Below are 18879 nucleotides of genomic sequence, written 5' to 3'. Positions count from 1 at the left end.
ACGTCGCGCCGAAGGCATGGTGGTTCGCTTTCGTGCTGCCATTTTCGATGTTCCTTTGCTATGGGAGCGCCACCAGACAAAAGAGTTCATCCATGTCCCTGTCCGACGACAACCGCTATCTCAAAGGCGGCCCGGTTGCCCAGCGCATCATCGCCGCCGTGCGCGAGGATGCTGCGATTGCCAAAGCCGAGGGTTTTCCGCCCAAACTGATCTCGATCACCGTCGGCGATACCGACGCGGTCGATGTCTATGTGCGCAACCAGCGCGCCAAGGCCGAGCTCGCCGGCATCGATTTCGAGGAAAGGCGTTTTCCCGCCACCATCACGTCGGGCGAACTGGAGGCCGCCATCCACGGCCTGAACGCCGATCCGCGCGTCACCGGCATCATCATCCAACGACCTGTGCCCGCCCATATCCCGATCAAGACGCTGCAGGCGGCGGTGCATCCGCTCAAGGATGTCGAGGGCATGCACCCGGCCTCGATCGGCAACATCGTCTACAACCAGCTCGATCTCGCGCCCTGCACGGCGGCCGCCTCGGTCGAGCTGCTCAAGGAAACCGGGCTAGACCTCAAGGGATTGGAAGTCGTCATCGTCGGCCATTCGGAAATCGTCGGCAAGCCGATCGCGTTCCTGCTGATGAGCGAAGGCGCGACGGTGACCGTCTGCCACCACATGACGCGGTCGGTCGCAGCACACGCGCGGCGCGCCGACGCGCTGTTCGTTGCAGTGGGCAAGCCAAGGCTGATCAAGGCCGACATGGTCAAGCCCGGTGCTGCCGTCATCGACATCGGCATCAATTCCGAAATCGGGCCGGACGGGACGAGCCGCATCGTCGGCGATGTCGACACCGAAAGCGTGCGCGAGGTCGCCTCCTGGATCACGCCTGTGCCGGGCGGCGTCGGTCCGATCACCGTGGCGATCCTGCTGCGCAACACGATGGTGGCGCTCAGCCGCCAGCGCGCGCTTTACGAGGCGACATACGGAACCGCAGACCGGCTCGCGGCGGAGTAACCGCCGAGCGCGGCCCTACTCCGCGCCGATCAGGCTCTCGTCAAGAACGCCTTGCGGCTTCGGTCCGCCATAGGCCCAGTCGAGCAGTTTTACTGTGTGCACCACTGGCATCCTGGCGGCGGACGCGATCTGCGTGATGCAGCCGATGTTGCCGGTGGCGACGATCGAGGCGCCCGTTGCCTCGATGTTTTTCACCTTGCGGTCGCGTAGCCTGGCCGAAATCTCGGGCTGCAGGATGTTGTAGGTGCCGGCCGAACCGCAGCACAGATGGCCCTCGCGCGGCTCGCGCACGACGAAGCCGGCCTTCGTCAACAGCTCCTTCGGCTGGCGGCTGATTTTCTGGCCGTGCTGCATCGAGCAGGCCGAGTGATAGGCAACGACCGTGCCTGGCTTGCGCACAGGTTCGGGCAGGCCAAAAGCGGCCAGATATTCGGTGATGTCTTTGGCCAGCGCCGACACGCGCGCGGCCTTTTCGGCATAGGCCGGATCGAGACGCAGCATGAAGCCATAGTCCTTGATCGTCGTGCCGCAACCCGACGCGGTGATGATGATAGCGTCGAGACCGCCCTGGTCGATGGCGCGCGTCCAGGCATCGACGTTCTGCCGTGCCGAGGCAAGGGCTGCCTCTTCGCGCCCCATATGGTGGACCAGCGCGCCGCAGCAGCCCTCGCCCGGAGGCACCACGACCTCGACGCCGAGCCGCCTCAGCAGCGAAATGGTCGTGTCGTTGATGGCAGGATCGAGCACCGACTGCGCGCAGCCGGTGAGGATGGCGACACGGCCCTTTTTCCTCCCCTGCCCGGCATGGATGCCTGGCGAGGCCATCGGCGAAGCTGCCGGGATCGACGCCGGCGCGAGCTTGAGCATGGCGCCAATCGGCTTCAGCGCCGGGACCTTCTCGAACAGGCCGATGAACGGCTTGCCCAGCTTGGCAAGCTTGAGCGCCGCGCGGAAGCGCTGGGGATAGGGCAGCACGAAGGCCAGCATGGCGCGGGTCAGGCGATCGAGCAGCGGCCGCTTGTAGGTCTCCTCGATATGGGCGCGGGCATGGTCGACCAAGTGCATGTAGTTGACGCCCGACGGGCAAGTGGTCATGCAGGCCAGGCAGGACAGGCAGCGGTCGATGTGGGTGACGATCGCCTTGTCGGCGGGTCGGCCGTTTTCCAGCATGTCCTTCATCAGGTAGATGCGCCCGCGCGGTGAATCGAGTTCGTTGCCAAGCGTCACATAGGTCGGGCAGGTGGCGGTGCAGAAGCCGCAATGCACGCATTTGCGCAGGATCTTCTCCGATTCCGCGACATCGGGATCGGCCAGCTGGGCAAGCGAGAAATTGGTCTGCATCGCGTTAGTCCTGGGCCATGCGGCCGGGATTGAGGATGTTCTTCGGATCGAATTCCTGCTTCAGCCGCCTGCTCAGTGCGGCAAGCGCCGGCGACTGCGGCTCGAACACCGGCAGCGCGGCACGATGGGCAGGTGCCGCGCGCACCATAGTCGCATGGCCGCCGCCATGTTTGCGCAACAAACCACGCAGCAGGGCGGCCTCCGGATCGCCCTCTTCCATACGCAGCCACACCAACCCGCCCTGCCAGTCATAGAAGGCGCTGACGGCGGCCTGCATGCGCAAGGTCAGGACCATTTGATGCCCTTGGGAAGGCGTCATCGAGACGCGCCAGACCGGTTTCTCGCTGCCGTCGGCGAACGGCCTGCAGTCGCGCACATCGCGCCAGATCTGCCGCGAAACGTCCCCGGAAATTTCCTCCAGCGGTCCGGCCTTGCCGAGCAGCGTCTTCAGCGCGGCGATACGATAGGCGACGGACGGACCAAAACCCTCGACCCGCAGCAGCGTGGCGGCATCGCTGCCGAGAGCGCCGCCGGCGACACGCGCGGCAATGCGCTCGGGCAAATGGGCAGCGCTCGACACTTCCGCGCTGGAGCCGAGCGCCAGGGCCATGGCGCTTGCTGCCGCCTCGTCGAGCAAGCCACGCAGCGCGAGCGTGACCTCGGTCTCGGCCGCGGGCAGCACCTTGAAGGTGACATCGGTGAACACGGCCAATGTGCCCCAGCTGTTGGCCATCAGCTTCGACAGATCGTAACCGGTGACATTCTTGACCACGCGGCCGCCCGACTTGAATTCCTCGCCCCGCCCGGACACCACATTGATGCCAAGGATATGGTCGCGCGCGGCACCGGCCTTCAGCCGGCGCGGACCGGCCAGGTTCGCGCCGAGCACACCACCTATGGTGCCCCTGCCCGGCTCGCCACCGAGCAGCGGGCCGTAATCCATCGGTTCGAAAGCGAGCTGCTGGCCGTTTTCCGCCAGCAGCTTCTCGATGTCGACCAGCGCCGTGCCGGCCTTTGCCGACAGCACCAGCTCGGCGGGCTCGTAGAGCGTGACGCCGGTGAGTTCCGAGAGGTCGAGCGTGTGTTCCGTCTGCAGCGGACGGCCGATGCCGCGCTTGGAGCCGTGGCCGAGGATTTCGAGCGGCGCCTCTTCCGCCACCGCCCAGGCTACGGTGGAGAGGACTTCGGATGAGGTGGTCGGGGTGAAGGTGGTCATGAAGAGAACGCGTCCTCGAATGCGGAAACGCCGCGTTCCTTCGCACCCCCCTCTGTCCTGCCGGACATCTCCCCCGCAAGGGGGGAGATTGGCAGCTTCAGCCACTCACCTCGCTGGCAGCGCTGGAGATTAGCGAAACCCCACGCGACATCCGATCTCCCCCCTTGCGGGGGAGATGTCCGGCAGGACAGAGGGGGGTGTTCACGCACCGACATGCCCTTCAAAACCTCGGAATGTCCGGAAACGGCAGCTTGCCGCCCGAAATATGCATGCGTCCAAGCTCAGCGCAGCGGCGAAGCTGCGGGAACACTTTTCCCGGATTGAGCAGGTGGTTGGGATCGAAGGCGCATTTGACGCGCATCTGCTGGTCCAGGGCGACCTGGTTGAACATCTCAGGCATCAGGTCTCGCTTCTCGACCCCCACACCGTGTTCGCCGGTCAGCACGCCGCCGACCTTGACGCAGAGCCGCAATATGTCGGCGCCGAAGCTTTCGGCCTTGTCGAGTTCGCCCGGCACGTTGGCATCGTAGAGGATCAGCGGGTGCAGATTGCCATCGCCAGCGTGAAAGACGTTGGCGACGCCGAGCCCGTATTTTTCCGACAGTTCGCGCATGCCGGCCAGCACGCGTGGCAATTCCTTGCGAGGGATGGTGCCATCCATGCAGTAATAGTCGGGCGAAATGCGGCCCACCGCCGGAAATGCCGCCTTGCGGCCAGCCCAGAAGCTCAGCCGCTCCTGCTCGGACTGCGAGATGCGGCAGGTGGTCGAACCGTTGCGGATGGCGATTGCCTCGACCGCGGTGATGAGATGATCGACCTCGACGCCCGGCCCGTCGAGCTCGACGATCAGCAGTGCCTCGACATCGAGGGGATAGCCGGCATGGACGAAATCCTCGGCTGCGTGGATCGCCGGCCGGTCCATCATCTCCATGCCGCCCGGAATGATGCCGGCGCCGATGATGTCGGCGACGCACTGGCCGCCCTGCTCGCTGGTCGGGAAGCCGATCAGCAGCGCGCGCGCCGTCTCCGGCTTCTTCAGGATGCGCACGGTGACCTCGGTGACGACGCCGAGCAAGCCTTCCGAACCGGTCATGACGCCTAGCAGGTCGTAGCCTTCCGAGTCGAGATGATTGCCGCCGAGCCGGACCACTTCGCCGCTCATCAGCACCATCTCGATGCCGAGCACATTGTTGGCGGTGAGGCCGTATTTCAGGCAATGCACGCCGCCGGAATTCTCCGCGACGTTGCCGCCGATCGAGCAGGCGATCTGGGAGGATGGATCGGGGGCATAGTAGAAGCCCTCCTGCTCGACGGCGGTGGTGATGCCAAGATTGGTGACGCCCGGCTGGGCGACGACGATGCGATTGGGGTAGTCGATCGCAAGGATGCGATTGAAGCGGCTCATAACCAGCAGCACCGCGTCCTCGAGCGGCAGCGCGCCGCCCGACAGCGAGGTGCCGGAGCCGCGCGGCACGACGCGGATGTTGCGATCGTTGCAGTATTTCAGCACCCGGGAAACCTGCGCCACCGTTTCGGGCAGCACCACTACCAGCGGCAGTTGGCGATAGGCGGTCAGGCCGTCGCTCTCGAACGCCCGCATGGCATTGGCCGCATCGACAACGCCTTCGCCCGGCACGATGATGCGCATGTCGGCGACGATCTCGTCGCGCCGGCGGATCGTGGCGTCGTCTGGTTTCGGCATGGCCAAGCCGGACATCAGCAGCCTCATTTCGCTTGACTGGTCAAAATCTTTTACCAGTGAAGCGCGATGGTTGCAAATATCTCGGCAGCGAAGATCCAAGTCCAGGGACGAGCGAACCTTCCGCAGCGGCAATCTGCCGCTGTCTCACCCTCCCCTTGTGGGGAGGGTCGCGAACGAAGTGAGCGGGTGGGGTCGGCGCGGCGCTTTATGATGCCCCCCACCCCGTCTCACGATCTTCGCTTCGCTGCGATCATGAGCCAACCTCCCCACAAGGGGGAGGGTAAGGGCTGCCGCTATTCGCCCGGGTGCTTGCCGGGCTCGGAATGCATCTGGCGCACGCGGCGCACGCCCCACCAGACCAGCAGGATGGCGATAGGCACCGATGCGGCGGTGACGATTTCGGGCGCGAAGGCATGGCCGAAAATCGAGGCGCCCTTGGCGACATAGCCGATGAGGCCGACCACATAGTAGGAGACGGCGGCGACCGAGAGGCCTTCGACGGTCTGCTGCAGGCGCAGTTGCAGGCGGGCGCGGTTGTTCATCGAGGCGAGCAGGTCGCGGTTCTGCTTTTCGACCTCGACATCGACCCAGGTGCGCAGCAGCGTCGTGGCGCGGGTCAGCTTGCGCGACAGATTGGCTTGCCGCTCCTCGACCGACCGGCAGGTGCGCATGGCCGGTGCCACGCGCCGCTGCAGGAACCCGCCCCAGGTGTCGTAGCCGGGCACGGCTTCTTCCTCGAGCGCCTCCAGCCGCTCGACGACGATGCCGTCATAGGCGCGGCTGGCGCCGAAGCGGTAGAGGCTCGATGCCGCGTCCGCCTCCAGTTCCGCGGCCAATTCGGTCAGGTCGGCGAGCAGCGTCTGGCTGTCGCGGGTCTCGGCGACCTTCATTTCCAGCGTGGTCTGGGCAAGCCTGTCCTCGATGCGGCGGGCGCGGCCGGACAGGGTCAGCGCCAGCGGCAGGCCGAGCATGGCGAGCGTGCGGTAGGTCTCGATGTCGATCAGCCGCTGCGACAACGCTCCGGTGCGCGCCGGAGTCAGGCCACGATCGAGCACCAGCATGCGCGTCATGCCGTCGCCGTCCTGGCGGAAATCGGTGACTATGGCCGCATTGCCGCGTTCGACCAGCGAGTAGCACAGGCTGGTCGGGTCGAAAGCGGCGATCAGCCGCTCGCTCGCCTGCGTCCACTTGCGAATTTCCAGGCGGATGCCCGAGATGACGGTTCCCGGCGGCGAAAAGCCATTGCCGAAGGGCGAGTCCTCCTGCGTTCTGCCGTTTTCGGAAAGCGGCCCCTCCCACAGATAGGTCGAGAATTCCGTGTGCCGCTCCCAACGCAGCGAGCCCTTGCCCGACTTCATGGCATGATGGCGGGCCTGGCGATCCGGCGCGGCGATGCCGAGCCGCCGCGACAGTTCGGAAAGGACGGCATGATCGACACTGGAGCCGCCCTCGGTCATGAAGGCAAGCTGGATCAGGACGCGCGGCTTTTGGATCAGCGGATGCGGCCGGGCATGCACCTCACCCAGCGCGCCGGGCCGGCCTTCATGCGCCGGAAAGCCCATGACGCTGCCTTGGGCGCGCGGCTGGAACTCGAGATTGGACGGGTCGTCTGACACGGCTAGTTCCCCGGTTTCTCTGAACCGTCTTTCTTTGACCTTTTGGCAATTGCGTCCCTCTAGGACCAATAGGCTGGTGACGCAAACAGCAAATTTTAGCCGAAGACGATATGACGCCGCGCGGCAAAACCGACCCGCCTCGACCAATTGGATAAATAATTTGACCAGTTGGCGACGCAGGCTTTATCCTGCGCGACACCGTTTTCACCTTCCAGGCATTCTGTTGAGCGACATTTTTTCCAGGATCGAGCATTCGCGCACCGCCGACGAGGTGGTGCAGCAGATCGAGAGCCTCATCCTCGAAGGCGTGCTGCGCACCGGCGACCGGCTGCCGGGCGAGCGCGAACTGGCACGCCAGTTCGACGTATCGCGGCCGATCCTGCGCGATGCCCTGAAGGCGCTCGAAGGGCGCGGGCTTTTGACGACCAAGGCCGGCGGCGGCACGCATGTCGCAGACATCATCGGCCAGCTGTTCACCAAACCGGTGGCGGACCTGATTTCGATGCATCGCAAGGCGGTCACCGACTATCTGGAATACCGCCGCGAGATCGAAGGCATAGCCGCCGAATATGCCGCGCGGCGCGCCACGCCGGAGGATCTCGCGCTGCTCGACCGCATCATGGCACGCATGGACCAGGCGGATCGCACCGGCGATTTCGACGACGAGGCCGAAATCGACGTCGAATTCCATCAAGCGATCTGCGAATGCGCGCACAACATCCTGCTGCTGCACACGTTGCGCTCCTGCTATCGGCTGCTGTCGGAAGGCGTGTTCCAGAACCGGCTGCTGGTCTTCACCGTACCTGGCGCACGCGAGGCCCTGCTAGCACAACACCGGGCAATTCACGCCGCGGTGAAGGCCGGCGACCCGGCCGGCGCCCGCCAGGCGGCGATGGATCACATCACCTATGTCGAGCGGTCGATGGCCGAGGCGGAGCGCAGCGGCGACTGGCAACGCGTGTCGCGGCTGCGGCTGCGGCAGCGCTCGGAAGCCGGCGACACCGAACCGGCACGCGGACGCACCTAATCAATTCGATCAAGCGGGGACTATCATGAGCGACATTCTCACCATCGCGGACCTCAAGGATCTCGCGCGCCGGCGCGTGCCCAAGATGTTCTTCGACTATGCCGATTCGGGCGCCTGGACCGAGAGCACCTATCGGGCAAACGAAGAAGACTTCCAGAAGATCAAGTTCCGCCAGCGCGTGCTGGTCGACATGAGCAACCGCTCGCTGGAATCGACCATGATCGGCCAGAAGGTGACGATGCCGGTGGCCTTGGCGCCGACCGGCCTGACCGGCATGCAGCATGCCGATGGCGAGATGCTGGCGGCGCAGGCGGCCGAGGAATTCGGCGTGCCGTTCACGCTCTCGACGATGAGCATCTGTTCGATCGAGGATGTCGCCTCGGTGACGAAAAAGCCTTTCTGGTTCCAGCTCTATGTCCTGCGCGACAAGGATTTTGTGGTCAATTTGATCGACCGGGCGAAGGCGGCGAAGTGCTCGGCGCTGGTGCTGACGCTCGACCTGCAGATCCTCGGTCAGCGCCACAAGGATGTCCGCAACGGGTTGACCGCGCCGCCCCGCATGACGCTTACAAACATCATCGACATGGCCATCCGGCCGCGCTGGTGCCTGGGCATGGCCGGCACCAAGCGCCGCACTTTCCGCAACATCGTCGGCCACGCCAAGGGCGTCGGCGACGTGGCCTCGCTGTCGTCATGGACGACGGAGCAGTTCGATCCGCAGCTGTCGTGGAAGGATGTCGCCTGGATCAAGGAACGCTGGGGTGGCAAGCTGATCCTGAAAGGCATTCTCGACAAGGAAGACGCGCTGATGGCGGCCAAGACCGGCGCCGACGCGATCATCGTTTCCAACCATGGCGGACGCCAGCTCGACGGCGCGTCGTCCTCGATCATGGCGCTGGAGGAGATTGCGGACGCGGTCGGTGACAGAATAGAGGTGCATATGGATGGCGGCATCCGCTCCGGCCAGGACGTGTTGAAAGCGCTCTGCCTCGGCGCCAAGGGCACCTATATCGGCCGGCCATTTCTTTACGGGCTGGGCGCGCTCGGCAAGGAAGGGGTTACCAAAGCCTTGGAAATCATCCGCAAGGAGATGGACATCACGCTGGCGCTGTGCGGAAAGCGTCTGGTCACCGACATGGGCAAGGACCAGCTCCGGCGCTAGCATCGGGTGACGACCTGACCACGGAGAACAGCGAGAGTTGGCGGAACCCGGGATCCATTTTCTCGACGCGCATGGGCCTGACGGCATGCGGCTCTACGCGATCGGCGATGTGCATGGCCGACTCGACCTGCTGGCCGCCATGCACCGGCGGATCGAGAGCGAGCTGCAGTGGGAACCGGTTCGCGACTGGCGGGTGATCCACCTCGGCGATTATGTCGACCGCGGGCCGGACTCCAAGGGCGTCATCGATTTTCTGATCGAGGCGCGCGAACGCGATCCGCGAAATCTGATGCTCGCCGGCAACCACGATATCGGCTTTCTCGATTTTCTGGGAACCCCTGACCCGGAAGGGCTTTTCATGCGCTATGGCGGCGTGCAGACGGCGCTGTCCTATGGTGTGTCACTCGCCGCCGATGCCAGCTGGTTCGGCAAGACGGAAACGCTGAGACGAAGACACGCGGCGCTGCTGGAGGCAATGCCACCCGGCCATGTCGATTTCCTGCGGTCGCTGCCGTTCTCGGCAACGTTCGACGACTTCTTCTTCTGCCATGCCGGCATCAGGCCGGGCATCCCCCTGGAGAAGCAGAACCCGCAGGACCTGATCTGGATCCGCGACGTTTTCCACGATTACACCGGCCTCTTCCCGAAGATCGTGGTGCACGGCCACACGCCGGTGCCGGAAGCGGAAGTGATGGCCAACCGCGTCAATGTCGACACGCTTGCCTGGCAATCAGGCATGCTGACCGCGCTCGTCGTGGACGGCGCGGACAAACGCATCCTAGAAATCACGATAAAGGAAGCTTGAGCGCCCGCGTCCGAGGACGCGAAGACGTTGCGGCTTTAGAGCAATTCCAGGAAAAGTGTGACACGGTTTTCCCGGGAAAAGCGCGTAGCGCTTTCCCTTGGGAATTGCGTAAAAACAAAGAGATAGAGCGGTTCGCCGTTCCGTAAAACGGTGAAATGCTCTAGCGCAAGGAAGCGGTGACGCCGTAGCCGTCGACCGCATTGTGGTTGTTTGCCGCGTCGGCGGCATAGATACCCAGACCGCAAAGCACGATGGCGGAGAGCATGGCAAAGGACAGAAGCGCTGCTTTCACGGAAGTCATCTCTTGTTGAGCTTTCTGCATCTGTGCACGAGGCGGTTACCAATGCGTTGAAACGGAAAAATCGCTTCAAAATTTCGACGATTTCGCGCTTCTAGGCATGTTCTGTATCGGCGGTGTGTCGCACGGGTCACACAAAAGGTTCATCGCGGTTGCACAGCCGATGCAAGGCGCGCGCCTTCTAGGATGGCGGGCGGACACAAGCCAAGGAAGAAAGGGGTTTTCCCGGAAGGATTCACGGCTGCGTGCCAATTATGTCACGCAGCAGAGCGCCCCAAAGGGCGGAGGCTCAGATAGTCGCCACCCAGGCGCGGGCAATGGCGAGGCCGGCGGCGTCGGCGTCGGGGCCGTTACGCGCCATTTCGCCATCGAGCTCGCCGGCCCAGTCTGGATGGCGCGCGGCAATGATCGGCGCGAAGGAGGAACTCCAGTCCTTGACCATCGGCCGGTTGGCCTCGAAGTGGAACTGGAAGCCATAGACGGCGCGGCCGACGCGAAACGCCTGATTTTGGGCAACATCGTTGCCGGCGAGCCGTACGGCGTTTCGCGGCAGCTCGAACGTGTCGTCGTGCCACTGGAAGATCGGGAACTTTTCCGGCAGTGCGCCCAGCACCGGATCGGCCTTGGCATCCGGCGTCAGCGACACGCCGCGCCAGCCGAATTCGTTGGCGCCGCCGATGCGGTTCTCGCCACCGAAGGCGCGTGCGACCAGCTGGCTGCCAAGGCAGATGCCGAGCACGGCGCGGTCCTTGCCGGCGAAATCGCGGGTCAGTTCGAGCAGCGCCGGAAAATAGGGATATTCATCGTCGGCCAGCGCATTCTGGCCGCCGCCGAGCACCACCATGGCGTCGTGCCCGGCCGCATCTTCCGGCAGGGGGTCGCCCTTGTAGGGCAGGCGCACATCGAGATCGGCACCCGCTTCCGCAAGTGCGGCTCCGACCTGGCCGAGGCCGGTATTGTCGTAGTTCTGGACCACCAGCACCCGCATCGCAAAACCCTGCTGACATGAAAAAGATGCGACGAGCGATATCATGCCGCCAGCGTTGCAGCCAAGATGCGTATCCCAGGAGAGAACTATGCCACTGCAGAACCGGGTCGATCCATTCGGCGCCATCCACGCCGTGCCCGAGCGCGGGCTGTTCACGGGCAATCGCGGTATCATCCACGACCCCGAGACCAGGACGCTGCTCAGGAAACGCTGGGCGCTTCAAGCCTGGATCATCTGCGTCTGCCAATTCCGCAATGTGCGTCGCCAGCCGATGGGCCGCAACCGCAAGAGCGACGACCATCTGGGCGGCAAGGCCGGCTGGACGGAATTGTTCTTCCTCGACGAGGTGACGGCACTGGCGGCGGGGCATCGTCCCTGCTTCTTCTGCCAGCGCGAACGGGCCAAGGATTTCGTCGGCCATTTCGGTGAAGCCTTCGGTATTGCCGAGCCGCGGGCGCCGCAGGTCGACAAGCGACTGCACAAGGAGCGGCTGGCCTCGGGCGGCAAAAGGCCGGATGTCGCAACGGCCGAGCTTGCCTCCCTGCCCGACGGTGCGGTGATCGCGGCCAACGGCTGCGCATATGCCTTACGCAACGGCAAGGCGTTGCCGTGGTCCTTTGCCGGATATGGCCCGCCCATCGACCTTGACCAGTTCGAAGGCAAGGCGCTTGTCCTGCTGACCCCGGAGACGACGCTTGCGGTCCTGCGTCATCGCTTTCGGCCGGTGTGGCATCCGTCGGCCGAGGCTTGACGCCAGCGGCCGGCTCGCCCATTCCTCGGCCATGCGCGCCAACTACAAGATGCAACGGCTGTTCGTGCCCGACGATCTCGCAGGGGATGCCGAGTTCGATGCCGGCCAGCAGCAAAGCCATTATCTCATGCACGTGCTGCGGCTCGGCGAAGGGGCCGAGATCCTTGTCTTCAATGGCCGCGACGGCGAGTGGTCGGCGGCCATCGCCGCGAAGACAAAAAGGGCGGTGCGGCTGAAGGTGCTGGCGCTGCAGCGGCCGCAGCCGCCGCTGCCCGACCTGATCTATTGTTTCGCGCCCCTGAAACAGGGGCGGCTCGACTATCTCGTGCAGAAGGCGGTCGAGATGGGCGCCGGCATCCTGCAGCCCGTCATCACCCAGCATACGCAAGTGGCAAAGCCCTCCATCGACCGACTGCGCGCCAATGTCGTCGAAGCCGCCGAGCAATGCGGCATCCTGGCGGTGCCGGAGATTCGCGAGGCGGAAAAATTCGAGCGCCTGCTGACCGGCTGGGACAAGGAACGGCGGCTGATCTTCTGTGACGAGGACGCCTCGACCAACAATCCGCTGCCGGCCTTGCAGGCGATAAAGGAAAAGAAGCTCGGGCTGCTGGTCGGGCCGGAGGGCGGCTTTTCCGATGAGGAGCGCAAGATGCTGCGCGCCCTGCCCTTCGTGAGCGCCATTCCGCTCGGGCCGCGCATCCTGCGCGCCGACACGGCAGCCGTGGCCGCGCTTGCGGTGATCCAGGCAAGTGTCGGAGACTGGTAAAGGATCTTCCCTTCTCCCCTTGCGGGAGAAGGTGGCCGAGCGAAGCTCGGTCGGATGAGGGGTGCTCCAGCTTGGCGCGGACATTACTCCGTCACCCACCCCTCAACCGTCTCGGCGCTGTGCGCCGATCCACCTTCTCCCACAGGGGGAGAAGGAAAGAAGCCGCAGTTCAATTCCTCTTGACCTGTGGCTCAGGATTTTTCGCTTGATCGGCTACTGACATTTCGTCCATCTAGCGCCGGCGGTCGTCCGGCCGCTCTACAGCGCCGCGCGTCCTTTCGGACGCGCAAAGGACGCTGTAGCATTCGATTGGGGCACATGATCCTTTCCGAAAATCGAAAGTCGATTTTCGGGGTCATGTGCTGAGGGCTAAATCATGGCGCGCGACACAACCGATTTCCGGCCGATCGAAGACATCGACGAACTCGTCGAGCACCTGGCCGAAGGCAACAAGCCGCGCGACAAGTGGCGCATCGGCACCGAGCACGAGAAATTCCCCTTCTACGTCGATGGCAATGCGCCGGTGCCCTATGGCGGCGAGCGCGGCATCCGCGCCATCCTCGAAGGCATGCAGTCAAAGCTCGGCTGGGATCCGATCATGGATGACGGCCGCATCATCGGCCTGGTCGAGCCGACCGGCCAAGGTGCGATTTCGCTCGAGCCTGGCGGCCAGTTCGAACTCTCCGGCGCGCCGCTGGAAACCATCCATCAGACCTGCCGCGAGGGCAATGCGCATCTGGCCCAGGTGCGCGAGATCGCCGAGCCGATGGGAATCCGCTTCCTTGGCCTTGGCGGCAGCCCGAAATGGTCGCTGGTCGAGACGCCGAAAATGCCCAAGTCGCGCTATGAGATCATGACGCGCTACATGCCCAAGGTCGGCACCAAGGGCCTCGACATGATGTACCGCACCTGCACGATCCAGGTTAACCTCGACTTCGAGAGCGAGGCCGACATGCGCCGCAAGATGCAGGTGTCGCTGAAGCTGCAGCCGCTGTCGACGGCGCTGTTCGCCAATTCGCCCTTCACGGAGAGCCGGCCGAACGGCCTGCAGAGTTGGCGCGGCGACATCTGGCGCGATACCGACAACCAGCGCTCGGGCCTGCTGGAATTCTGCTTCTCGCCCGAGTTCGGGTTCGCCGACTATGTCGAATGGGCGCTCGACGTGCCGATGTATTTCGTCATTCGCGACGGCCGCTATCATGACATGACCCATATCACCTTCCGCCAGTTCATGGCCGGTGCGGCGCGCAATGAAGTGCCCGACGGGCTGCCGACGATGGGTGACTGGGCCAACCATCTGTCGACGCTATTCCCGGACGTGCGCCTGAAGCGGTTCCTCGAGATGCGCGGCGCCGATGGCGGGCCGTGGCGGCGTATCTGCGCGCTGCCGGCCTTCTGGGTCGGACTGCTCTACGACGAGGCCGCGCTCGACGCGGCGGAGGCATTGACCTCGAGCTGGACATATGAAGAAACACTGGCCATGCGCAATGCGGTGCCTGAGCTCGGCATTTCCGCGCCTTTCCGCAACACCACGCTGCGGGAGATCGCGCGCGACGTGCTGGCCATTTCGCGCACGGGGCTGAAGAACCGCGGCAAGAAGAACCGCGACGGCTACGACGAGACCTCGTTCCTCAACACACTGGACGAAGTGGTTGCGCGCGGCACCACCAGCGCCGAGGAGATGCTTTCCGCCTATCACACGCGCTGGGGCGGTTCGATCGAGCCGGTGTTCATGGAATATGCCTATTAACCGCGAGCCATAACGAGCGACAAAAGCTGCTTCAATCGGGCGTTGAAACGAATTAGGCTCTCCGCCCAGGATTTCCCGGAGGAGAAGCCGATGCCTACCTTGTTCGACATGCTGACCCAGGCCCAGAACGGCAATGGCATGCAGGCGCTTGCCCAACAATATGGGCTTTCGATGCAACAGACACAGGCGGCGGTCGCAGCACTGCTGCCGGCCTTTTCGCAGGGGCTGCAACGCAACACCGCCGACCCTTATGGGCTCGGCGCCTTCATGACGGCGATGGCAAGCGGACAGCACGCCAAATATTTCGAGGACGCGACCCGGGCTTTCTCGCCGCAGGGCGTCGATGAGGGCAACGGCATTCTGGGGCATCTGTTCGGCTCCAAGGACCTGTCGCGCGCGGTCGCCAGCCAGGCGGCGCAAGCCAGCGGTGTCAGCCAGCAGATCCTGCAGCAGATGCTGCCCGCGATCGCCTCGATGGTGATGGGCGGGCTGTTCAAGCAGACGACCAATCAGATGCAGGCCGCCGGCGGTTTCGGCGGTGGCGGCAACAATCCGCTCGGCGAGATCATCGAGCAGATGATGCGGCAAGGCGGGGGCATGCAGGCTCCGGCTCCACAGCCGCGCCAGGCGCCGCCACCTCAAAACCCCATGGACAACCCGCTTGGCAAGGTCTTGCAGGACATGTTCGGCGGCGGTACGCCGCAACCGCAAAGCCAGCCGCAACCGGCACCCAATCCCTATGGCGACAACCCGCTCGGCAAGGTGCTGCAGGACATGTTCGGCGGTGGCACGCCGCAGCCGCAAGGCCGGCCCCAGCCGCAGCAGCAGACCCAGAGTCCCTATGGCGACAATCCGCTCGGGAAGATCTTCGAGGAGATGCTACGGCAAGGAGGTGGTGGCGGCGGCTTGCCCGGCGGACAGCCGGCGCCACAACCTCAGGCGTCGCAACGGCCGCAGCAACGACAGGCGCCGCAGCCAGAGACCAATCCGAGCGGTAGGGCGAGGAACCCGTTCGACGATTTGTTCGGCAAAATGTTCGAGACCGGCGCCCAGCAGCGTGACGAGTACCAGAAGGGCGTGGAAACGATCTTCGATCAATTCAAGCGGGACATGGACCGGCGGTAGGAGTCAAGCCAACAGCCATTTCCCGGCAAGCCACAAAAGAAAAGCCCGGTCCTGGGAGGACCGGGCAACGTGCAGGCAGGCCGGCGGGGACCGGCAGGGAGTGGGGAGCCTGCAGAACCTTTGTCGCGCTGAACCGTGAATAGGTTCACCGCTCAATGATCAAGCCACCTTGCGGGCGATGTCCTCGATCGTTTCCACACGATCGCTGGCAATTTCCCGCAACATCGCCGTCGGGTCGCGGCCAAACGGCACGTCGATGGCGACATGCAGGTCGGCGCGCGTCAGGCCGATGTCGGCGAGCTCGGCGTCCGACATCTCGCCGAGGCGGTAGAAGGCGCGGCGATTTTTCCAGGCGCGATAGGCGTTTGAGACGGTGTTTGCCACGCGCGCCGCAACAGCCGGACGCGAGGTGATGCGCGAGGTCTCGGTGGCGAAATCGATCGTGGTCATAGCAGTTTCCTTCGGAGTCGAGCGAACAAAGCCGAGCGATCGGCGCTGGCGACAGCGGCCGTTTCGGCTTCGATTCACATGCCTTCATGTGGACAATACCAATTTGCCATCAGCCGATTGATTAATCCAACGAATGTTTCTAATCATAGACATCAACAACAATGATGGATTGGACTGATGAAAGCGCCACTCGATCTCGATCAGTTGCAGACCTTCATCTCGATCGCCGACACCGGCAGTTTCACCCGCGCGGCGGAGGAGGTTCACCGCACCCAGTCGGCGGTGTCCATGCAGATGCGCCGGCTGGAGGAGCGGATCGGCAAGCCGCTGTTCGAGAAGGAGGGGCGCACCAACAGGCTGAGCGAGGAAGGCGACAAGCTGCTTTCCTATGCAAGACGGCTGCTCTATCTCAACCGCGAAACGCTCGCCGCCTTCGACGACCAGCGCCTCGAAGGCACGATCCGCATCGGCACGCCGGACGACTATGCCGACCGTTTCCTGCCTGAGATCATGGCCCGCTTCACGCGCTCCAACCCGCGCGTCGAGCTGACCGTCATCTGCGAGCCGACGCCGGGGCTGGTCGAGCATATCAAGCGCGGCAATCTCGATCTGGCGCTGGTGACGCACAACGATGTCCGCGGCCAGTCGGAGGTCGTGCGGCGCGAGCCGCTGCTGTGGGTCACCTCGGCCAACCATGCCACGCATGAACAGGTAACGCTGCCTATGGCCTTTGGCCGGCCGAACTGCATCTGGCGGCGCGCCGCCGTCGATGTGCTCGACCAGCAGAACCGCGACTACCGCATCCTGTTCACCAGCTTCTCGGCGACCGTCATCACCGCCGCGGTGCTTTCGGGCCTGGCGATCTCGGTGCTGCCGGAATGCGCGCTCAGGCCCGGCATGCGGGTGCTGGGTGAAGCCGACGGCTTTGGCGCCCTGCCCGATTGCCGCATCGGCATCATGCGCGGCCAGACGTCGCGGCCGGAGATCGTCGACGCACTCGCCCGCCATATTTCGGAAAGCCTGGACAATATTTCCGTGCCGCTTGGCGAGGAGACGGGAACATTCGACTTCGCGGCACTCGCCTTCGCCAAGATGAAGCGGAGCAAGCCAAACCAGATCCTCCCGGGCTGGTAGGAGGGATCAGGCATATGCGGACCATGAGTGCCTGGATCGACACTGCGCCTTGACGCGGAACGCCAACCGGCCCCCAATCGAGCGATGAGCGACGCAGCATCCGAATCACGCACCAACGCCACCGAATACACGGTCAGCGAGATTTCCGGCGCGCTGAAGCGCACGGTCGAGGACGTCTTCGGCAATGTGCGGGTGCGCGGGGAAATCTCCGGCTATCGCGGGCCGCACTCCTCCGGCCATGCCTATTTCGCGCTGAAGGACGACCGCGCCCGGCTCGACGCCGTGGTGTGGAAGGGGACGATGAGCCGGCTGAAATTCCGTCCCGAGGAAGGGATGGAGGTGATCGCCACCGGCAAGCTCACCACCTATCCCGGCAAGTCCAACTACCAGATCGTCATAGACAATCTGGAACCGGCAGGTGCCGGAGCGCTGATGGCGCTGCTGGAGGAGCGCAAGCGCCGGCTGCAGGGAGAAGGGCTTTTCGACGCCGACCGCAAGCGCCGGCTGCCGTTCATGCCGCGCGTCATCGGTGTCGTCACCTCGCCGACCGGATCCGTCATCCGTGACATCATCCACCGCATCAAGGATCGCTTTCCACTGCACGTGCTGGTCTGGCCGGTCCGCGTGCAGGGCGAGACGTCAGGCTTGGAAGTGACCAATGCCGTCGCTGGGTTCAACGCCTTGGCATGGGACGGCGCCATCCAGCGCCCCGATCTCTTGATCGTGGCGCGCGGCGGCGGCAGCCTCGAGGATCTGTGGGGTTTTAACGACGAGGCGCTGGCGCGCGCCGTTGCCGCCTCCGGCATTCCGGTGATCTCGGCCGTCGGCCATGAAACGGACTGGACGCTGATCGACCTCGCCGCCGATGTGCGGGCGCCGACACCGACGGGCGCCGCCGAAATCGCCGTGCCGGTGAAGGCCGACCTCGAAGCGACGCTTGCCAGCCTGGGCGCGCGGCTCAAGGCGGCGGTCCTGCGCAACTTCGAACGCAAGCGGCAGGCCGCCCGTGCGGCGGCCCGTGCCCTGCCCTCGCCCGATCAATTGCTGGCGCTGCCGCGCCGGCGCCTCGACGAGGCGACAAGCCGGCTCGGCCGCGGCCTGATGGTTTCCACCGAACGAAAGCGGGCACGATTTGTTGCCGTGAAGCTGACGCCGACGATGCTTTCGCAGCGAATTGCCGAGGCGCGGCGTACCAACGAACGCAATCTTTTGCGGGCGCAAGGAGCGCTGCGCGCGCTGGCGCGGGCCCGGCGTGCGGAGCTAAATCGGGCAGCGGACCAGTTGCCGAAATGCGCGAGGGCATCGCTACAGCGGCACAGGCAGCAGCTGGCCTTGCTGCAAGGCCGCATCACGATCGAGCCGACAGCGCGGCGCCAGCGCGTGCAAAGGGATTTTCTGACGGCTCTGGTGCGACGCGGCGGCCAGGCGATGCTGATCAGGCTGGAGCGGTTGCGCGGGCGCGTCGTCCAAGCAGACCGGCTGTTGGCGACGCTTTCGCACAAGGCCGTGCTGGCGCGTGGCTTCGCGCTGGTGAAGGATGCCGACGGCGCCGTCATCAAGCAGGCCGCCGACGTGGCGTCGGGAATGGCGCTTTCATTGGAGTTCGCCGACGGCATTGCTGATGCGGTGGCGACCAGCGGTGCGGCCCGGCCGAAGCCGGCTGCCAAGCCATCCGCCAAGACCCCGGTTGCCAAGACTAGGGAACCCGGCAATCAGGGATCGCTGTTCTAAGACC

At 64.5% G+C, this 18879-nt stretch carries 17 protein-coding genes; 10 read left to right on the top strand and 7 right to left on the bottom strand.

The genetic code is table 11. The features are described from left to right. Nucleotides 1-92: 92 nt before the first annotated feature. Nucleotides 93-1013 carry a bifunctional 5,10-methylenetetrahydrofolate dehydrogenase/5,10-methenyltetrahydrofolate cyclohydrolase gene (locus FJ978_RS24495; protein ID WP_140574626.1) on the top strand — a complete coding sequence of 307 codons (921 nt, stop codon included), beginning with the start codon at nt 93-95 and terminating at the stop codon, nt 1011-1013. A 15-nt stretch (nt 1014-1028) separates the two neighbouring features. On the opposite strand, the gene glcF is transcribed toward FJ978_RS24495, so the two are convergent. From glcF to FJ978_RS24470, 4 genes are all read right to left on the bottom strand, one after another. Next, nucleotides 1029-2354 (bottom strand): glycolate oxidase subunit GlcF, encoded by a 1326-nt coding sequence (gene glcF / locus FJ978_RS24490; RefSeq protein ID WP_140574624.1) that lies wholly within the window; start codon nt 2352-2354, stop codon nt 1029-1031. Between the two features lie 4 nt (nt 2355-2358). Continuing rightward, the gene (locus FJ978_RS24485; RefSeq protein WP_140574622.1) at nt 2359-3570 is read right to left on the bottom strand and encodes an FAD-binding protein; all 1212 of its coding nucleotides are present in this window, start codon (nt 3568-3570) and stop codon (nt 2359-2361) included. A 220-nt stretch (nt 3571-3790) separates the two neighbouring features. Beyond that, a complete protein-coding gene (locus tag FJ978_RS24475) occupies nt 3791-5287 on the bottom strand; it encodes an FAD-linked oxidase C-terminal domain-containing protein (RefSeq protein ID WP_140574618.1) in 1497 nt (498 codons plus the stop codon). A 278-nt stretch (nt 5288-5565) separates the two neighbouring features. Next, a complete protein-coding gene (locus tag FJ978_RS24470; protein WP_013893876.1) occupies nt 5566-6888 on the bottom strand; it encodes a DUF3422 family protein in 1323 nt (440 codons plus the stop codon). A 223-nt stretch (nt 6889-7111) separates the two neighbouring features. Between FJ978_RS24470 and FJ978_RS24465 the strand changes: the two genes are divergently transcribed. Genes FJ978_RS24465 through FJ978_RS24455 form a run of 3 tightly spaced genes read left to right on the top strand, consistent with a single transcriptional unit; the run spans nt 7112 to nt 9882 of the window. Next, nucleotides 7112-7915, top strand: a complete 804-nt coding sequence (locus FJ978_RS24465) for an FCD domain-containing protein (RefSeq protein ID WP_023767447.1) — start codon at nt 7112-7114, stop codon at nt 7913-7915. A 25-nt stretch (nt 7916-7940) separates the two neighbouring features. Continuing rightward, entirely contained in the window at nt 7941-9077 is a 1137-nt protein-coding gene (locus FJ978_RS24460; protein WP_140574616.1) for an alpha-hydroxy acid oxidase, read from the top strand. Between the two features lie 37 nt (nt 9078-9114). Then, nucleotides 9115-9882 carry a metallophosphoesterase family protein gene (locus tag FJ978_RS24455; RefSeq protein WP_140574614.1) on the top strand — a complete coding sequence of 256 codons (768 nt, stop codon included), beginning with the start codon at nt 9115-9117 and terminating at the stop codon, nt 9880-9882. Between the two features lie 160 nt (nt 9883-10042). Here the strand turns inward: FJ978_RS24455 and FJ978_RS33415 are convergent, their stop codons facing one another. Beyond that, nucleotides 10043-10174, bottom strand: coding sequence for a hypothetical protein (locus FJ978_RS33415; protein ID WP_013893872.1), 132 nt, complete (start codon nt 10172-10174; stop codon nt 10043-10045). Nucleotides 10175-10469: 295 nt separating this feature from the next. Then, on the bottom strand, nt 10470-11168 hold the full coding sequence (locus tag FJ978_RS24440) for a type 1 glutamine amidotransferase (protein WP_140574610.1): 699 nt from the start codon (nt 11166-11168) through the stop codon (nt 10470-10472). Between the two features lie 88 nt (nt 11169-11256). On the opposite strand from FJ978_RS24440, the gene FJ978_RS24435 reads away from it, so the two are divergent. The 4 genes from FJ978_RS24435 (at nt 11257) to FJ978_RS24420 (ending at nt 15560) form a co-directional block, all read left to right on the top strand. Then, the gene (locus FJ978_RS24435; protein WP_140574608.1) at nt 11257-11919 is read left to right on the top strand and encodes a hypothetical protein; all 663 of its coding nucleotides are present in this window, start codon (nt 11257-11259) and stop codon (nt 11917-11919) included. Between the two features lie 31 nt (nt 11920-11950). Next, nucleotides 11951-12685, top strand: coding sequence for a 16S rRNA (uracil(1498)-N(3))-methyltransferase (locus FJ978_RS24430; protein WP_140574606.1), 735 nt, complete (start codon nt 11951-11953; stop codon nt 12683-12685). Nucleotides 12686-13061: 376 nt separating this feature from the next. After that, complete coding sequence (locus FJ978_RS24425; RefSeq protein ID WP_140574604.1) at nt 13062-14435, top strand: glutamate--cysteine ligase; 1374 nt, start codon at nt 13062-13064, stop codon at nt 14433-14435. 90 nt (nt 14436-14525) lie between these two features. After that, on the top strand, nt 14526-15560 hold the full coding sequence (locus FJ978_RS24420; protein WP_140574602.1) for a DUF937 domain-containing protein: 1035 nt from the start codon (nt 14526-14528) through the stop codon (nt 15558-15560). A gap of 159 nt (nt 15561-15719) precedes the next feature. On the opposite strand, the gene FJ978_RS24415 is transcribed toward FJ978_RS24420, so the two are convergent. Next, nucleotides 15720-16010, bottom strand: coding sequence for a DUF1127 domain-containing protein (locus FJ978_RS24415; protein ID WP_140574600.1), 291 nt, complete (start codon nt 16008-16010; stop codon nt 15720-15722). 177 nt (nt 16011-16187) lie between these two features. Between FJ978_RS24415 and FJ978_RS24410 the strand changes: the two genes are divergently transcribed. Both FJ978_RS24410 and xseA read left to right on the top strand, forming a co-directional pair. Next, on the top strand, nt 16188-17144 hold the full coding sequence (locus FJ978_RS24410) for a LysR substrate-binding domain-containing protein (RefSeq protein WP_013893864.1): 957 nt from the start codon (nt 16188-16190) through the stop codon (nt 17142-17144). An 84-nt stretch (nt 17145-17228) separates the two neighbouring features. Further along, nucleotides 17229-18875, top strand: a complete 1647-nt coding sequence (xseA, locus tag FJ978_RS24405; RefSeq protein ID WP_140574598.1) for an exodeoxyribonuclease VII large subunit — start codon at nt 17229-17231, stop codon at nt 18873-18875. Nucleotides 18876-18879: the final 4 nt, after the last annotated feature.

Source organism: Mesorhizobium sp. B1-1-7 (assembly GCF_006442705.1).
Taxonomy (GTDB): domain Bacteria; phylum Pseudomonadota; class Alphaproteobacteria; order Rhizobiales; family Rhizobiaceae; genus Mesorhizobium; species Mesorhizobium opportunistum.
Note: the sequence above shows the minus strand (reverse complement) of the source record. Positions and strands in the feature narration are given on the sequence as shown.

Coding starts and splice junctions, on each gene's coding strand:
- xseA (WP_140574598.1), top strand. CDS start 17,229: ATGAGCGACGCAGCATCCGAATCACGCACCAACGCCACCGAATACACG.
- FJ978_RS24495 (WP_140574626.1), top strand. CDS start 93: ATGTCCCTGTCCGACGACAACCGCTATCTCAAAGGCGGCCCGGTTGCC.
- glcF (WP_140574624.1), bottom strand. CDS start 2,354: ATGCAGACCAATTTCTCGCTTGCCCAGCTGGCCGATCCCGATGTCGCG.
- FJ978_RS24460 (WP_140574616.1), top strand. CDS start 7,941: ATGAGCGACATTCTCACCATCGCGGACCTCAAGGATCTCGCGCGCCGG.
- FJ978_RS24485 (WP_140574622.1), bottom strand. CDS start 3,570: ATGACCACCTTCACCCCGACCACCTCATCCGAAGTCCTCTCCACCGTA.
- FJ978_RS24415 (WP_140574600.1), bottom strand. CDS start 16,010: ATGACCACGATCGATTTCGCCACCGAGACCTCGCGCATCACCTCGCGT.
- FJ978_RS24420 (WP_140574602.1), top strand. CDS start 14,526: ATGCCTACCTTGTTCGACATGCTGACCCAGGCCCAGAACGGCAATGGC.
- FJ978_RS24430 (WP_140574606.1), top strand. CDS start 11,951: ATGCGCGCCAACTACAAGATGCAACGGCTGTTCGTGCCCGACGATCTC.
- FJ978_RS24440 (WP_140574610.1), bottom strand. CDS start 11,168: ATGCGGGTGCTGGTGGTCCAGAACTACGACAATACCGGCCTCGGCCAG.
- FJ978_RS24425 (WP_140574604.1), top strand. CDS start 13,062: ATGGCGCGCGACACAACCGATTTCCGGCCGATCGAAGACATCGACGAA.
- FJ978_RS24435 (WP_140574608.1), top strand. CDS start 11,257: ATGCCACTGCAGAACCGGGTCGATCCATTCGGCGCCATCCACGCCGTG.
- FJ978_RS24410 (WP_013893864.1), top strand. CDS start 16,188: ATGAAAGCGCCACTCGATCTCGATCAGTTGCAGACCTTCATCTCGATC.
- FJ978_RS24475 (WP_140574618.1), bottom strand. CDS start 5,287: ATGTCCGGCTTGGCCATGCCGAAACCAGACGACGCCACGATCCGCCGG.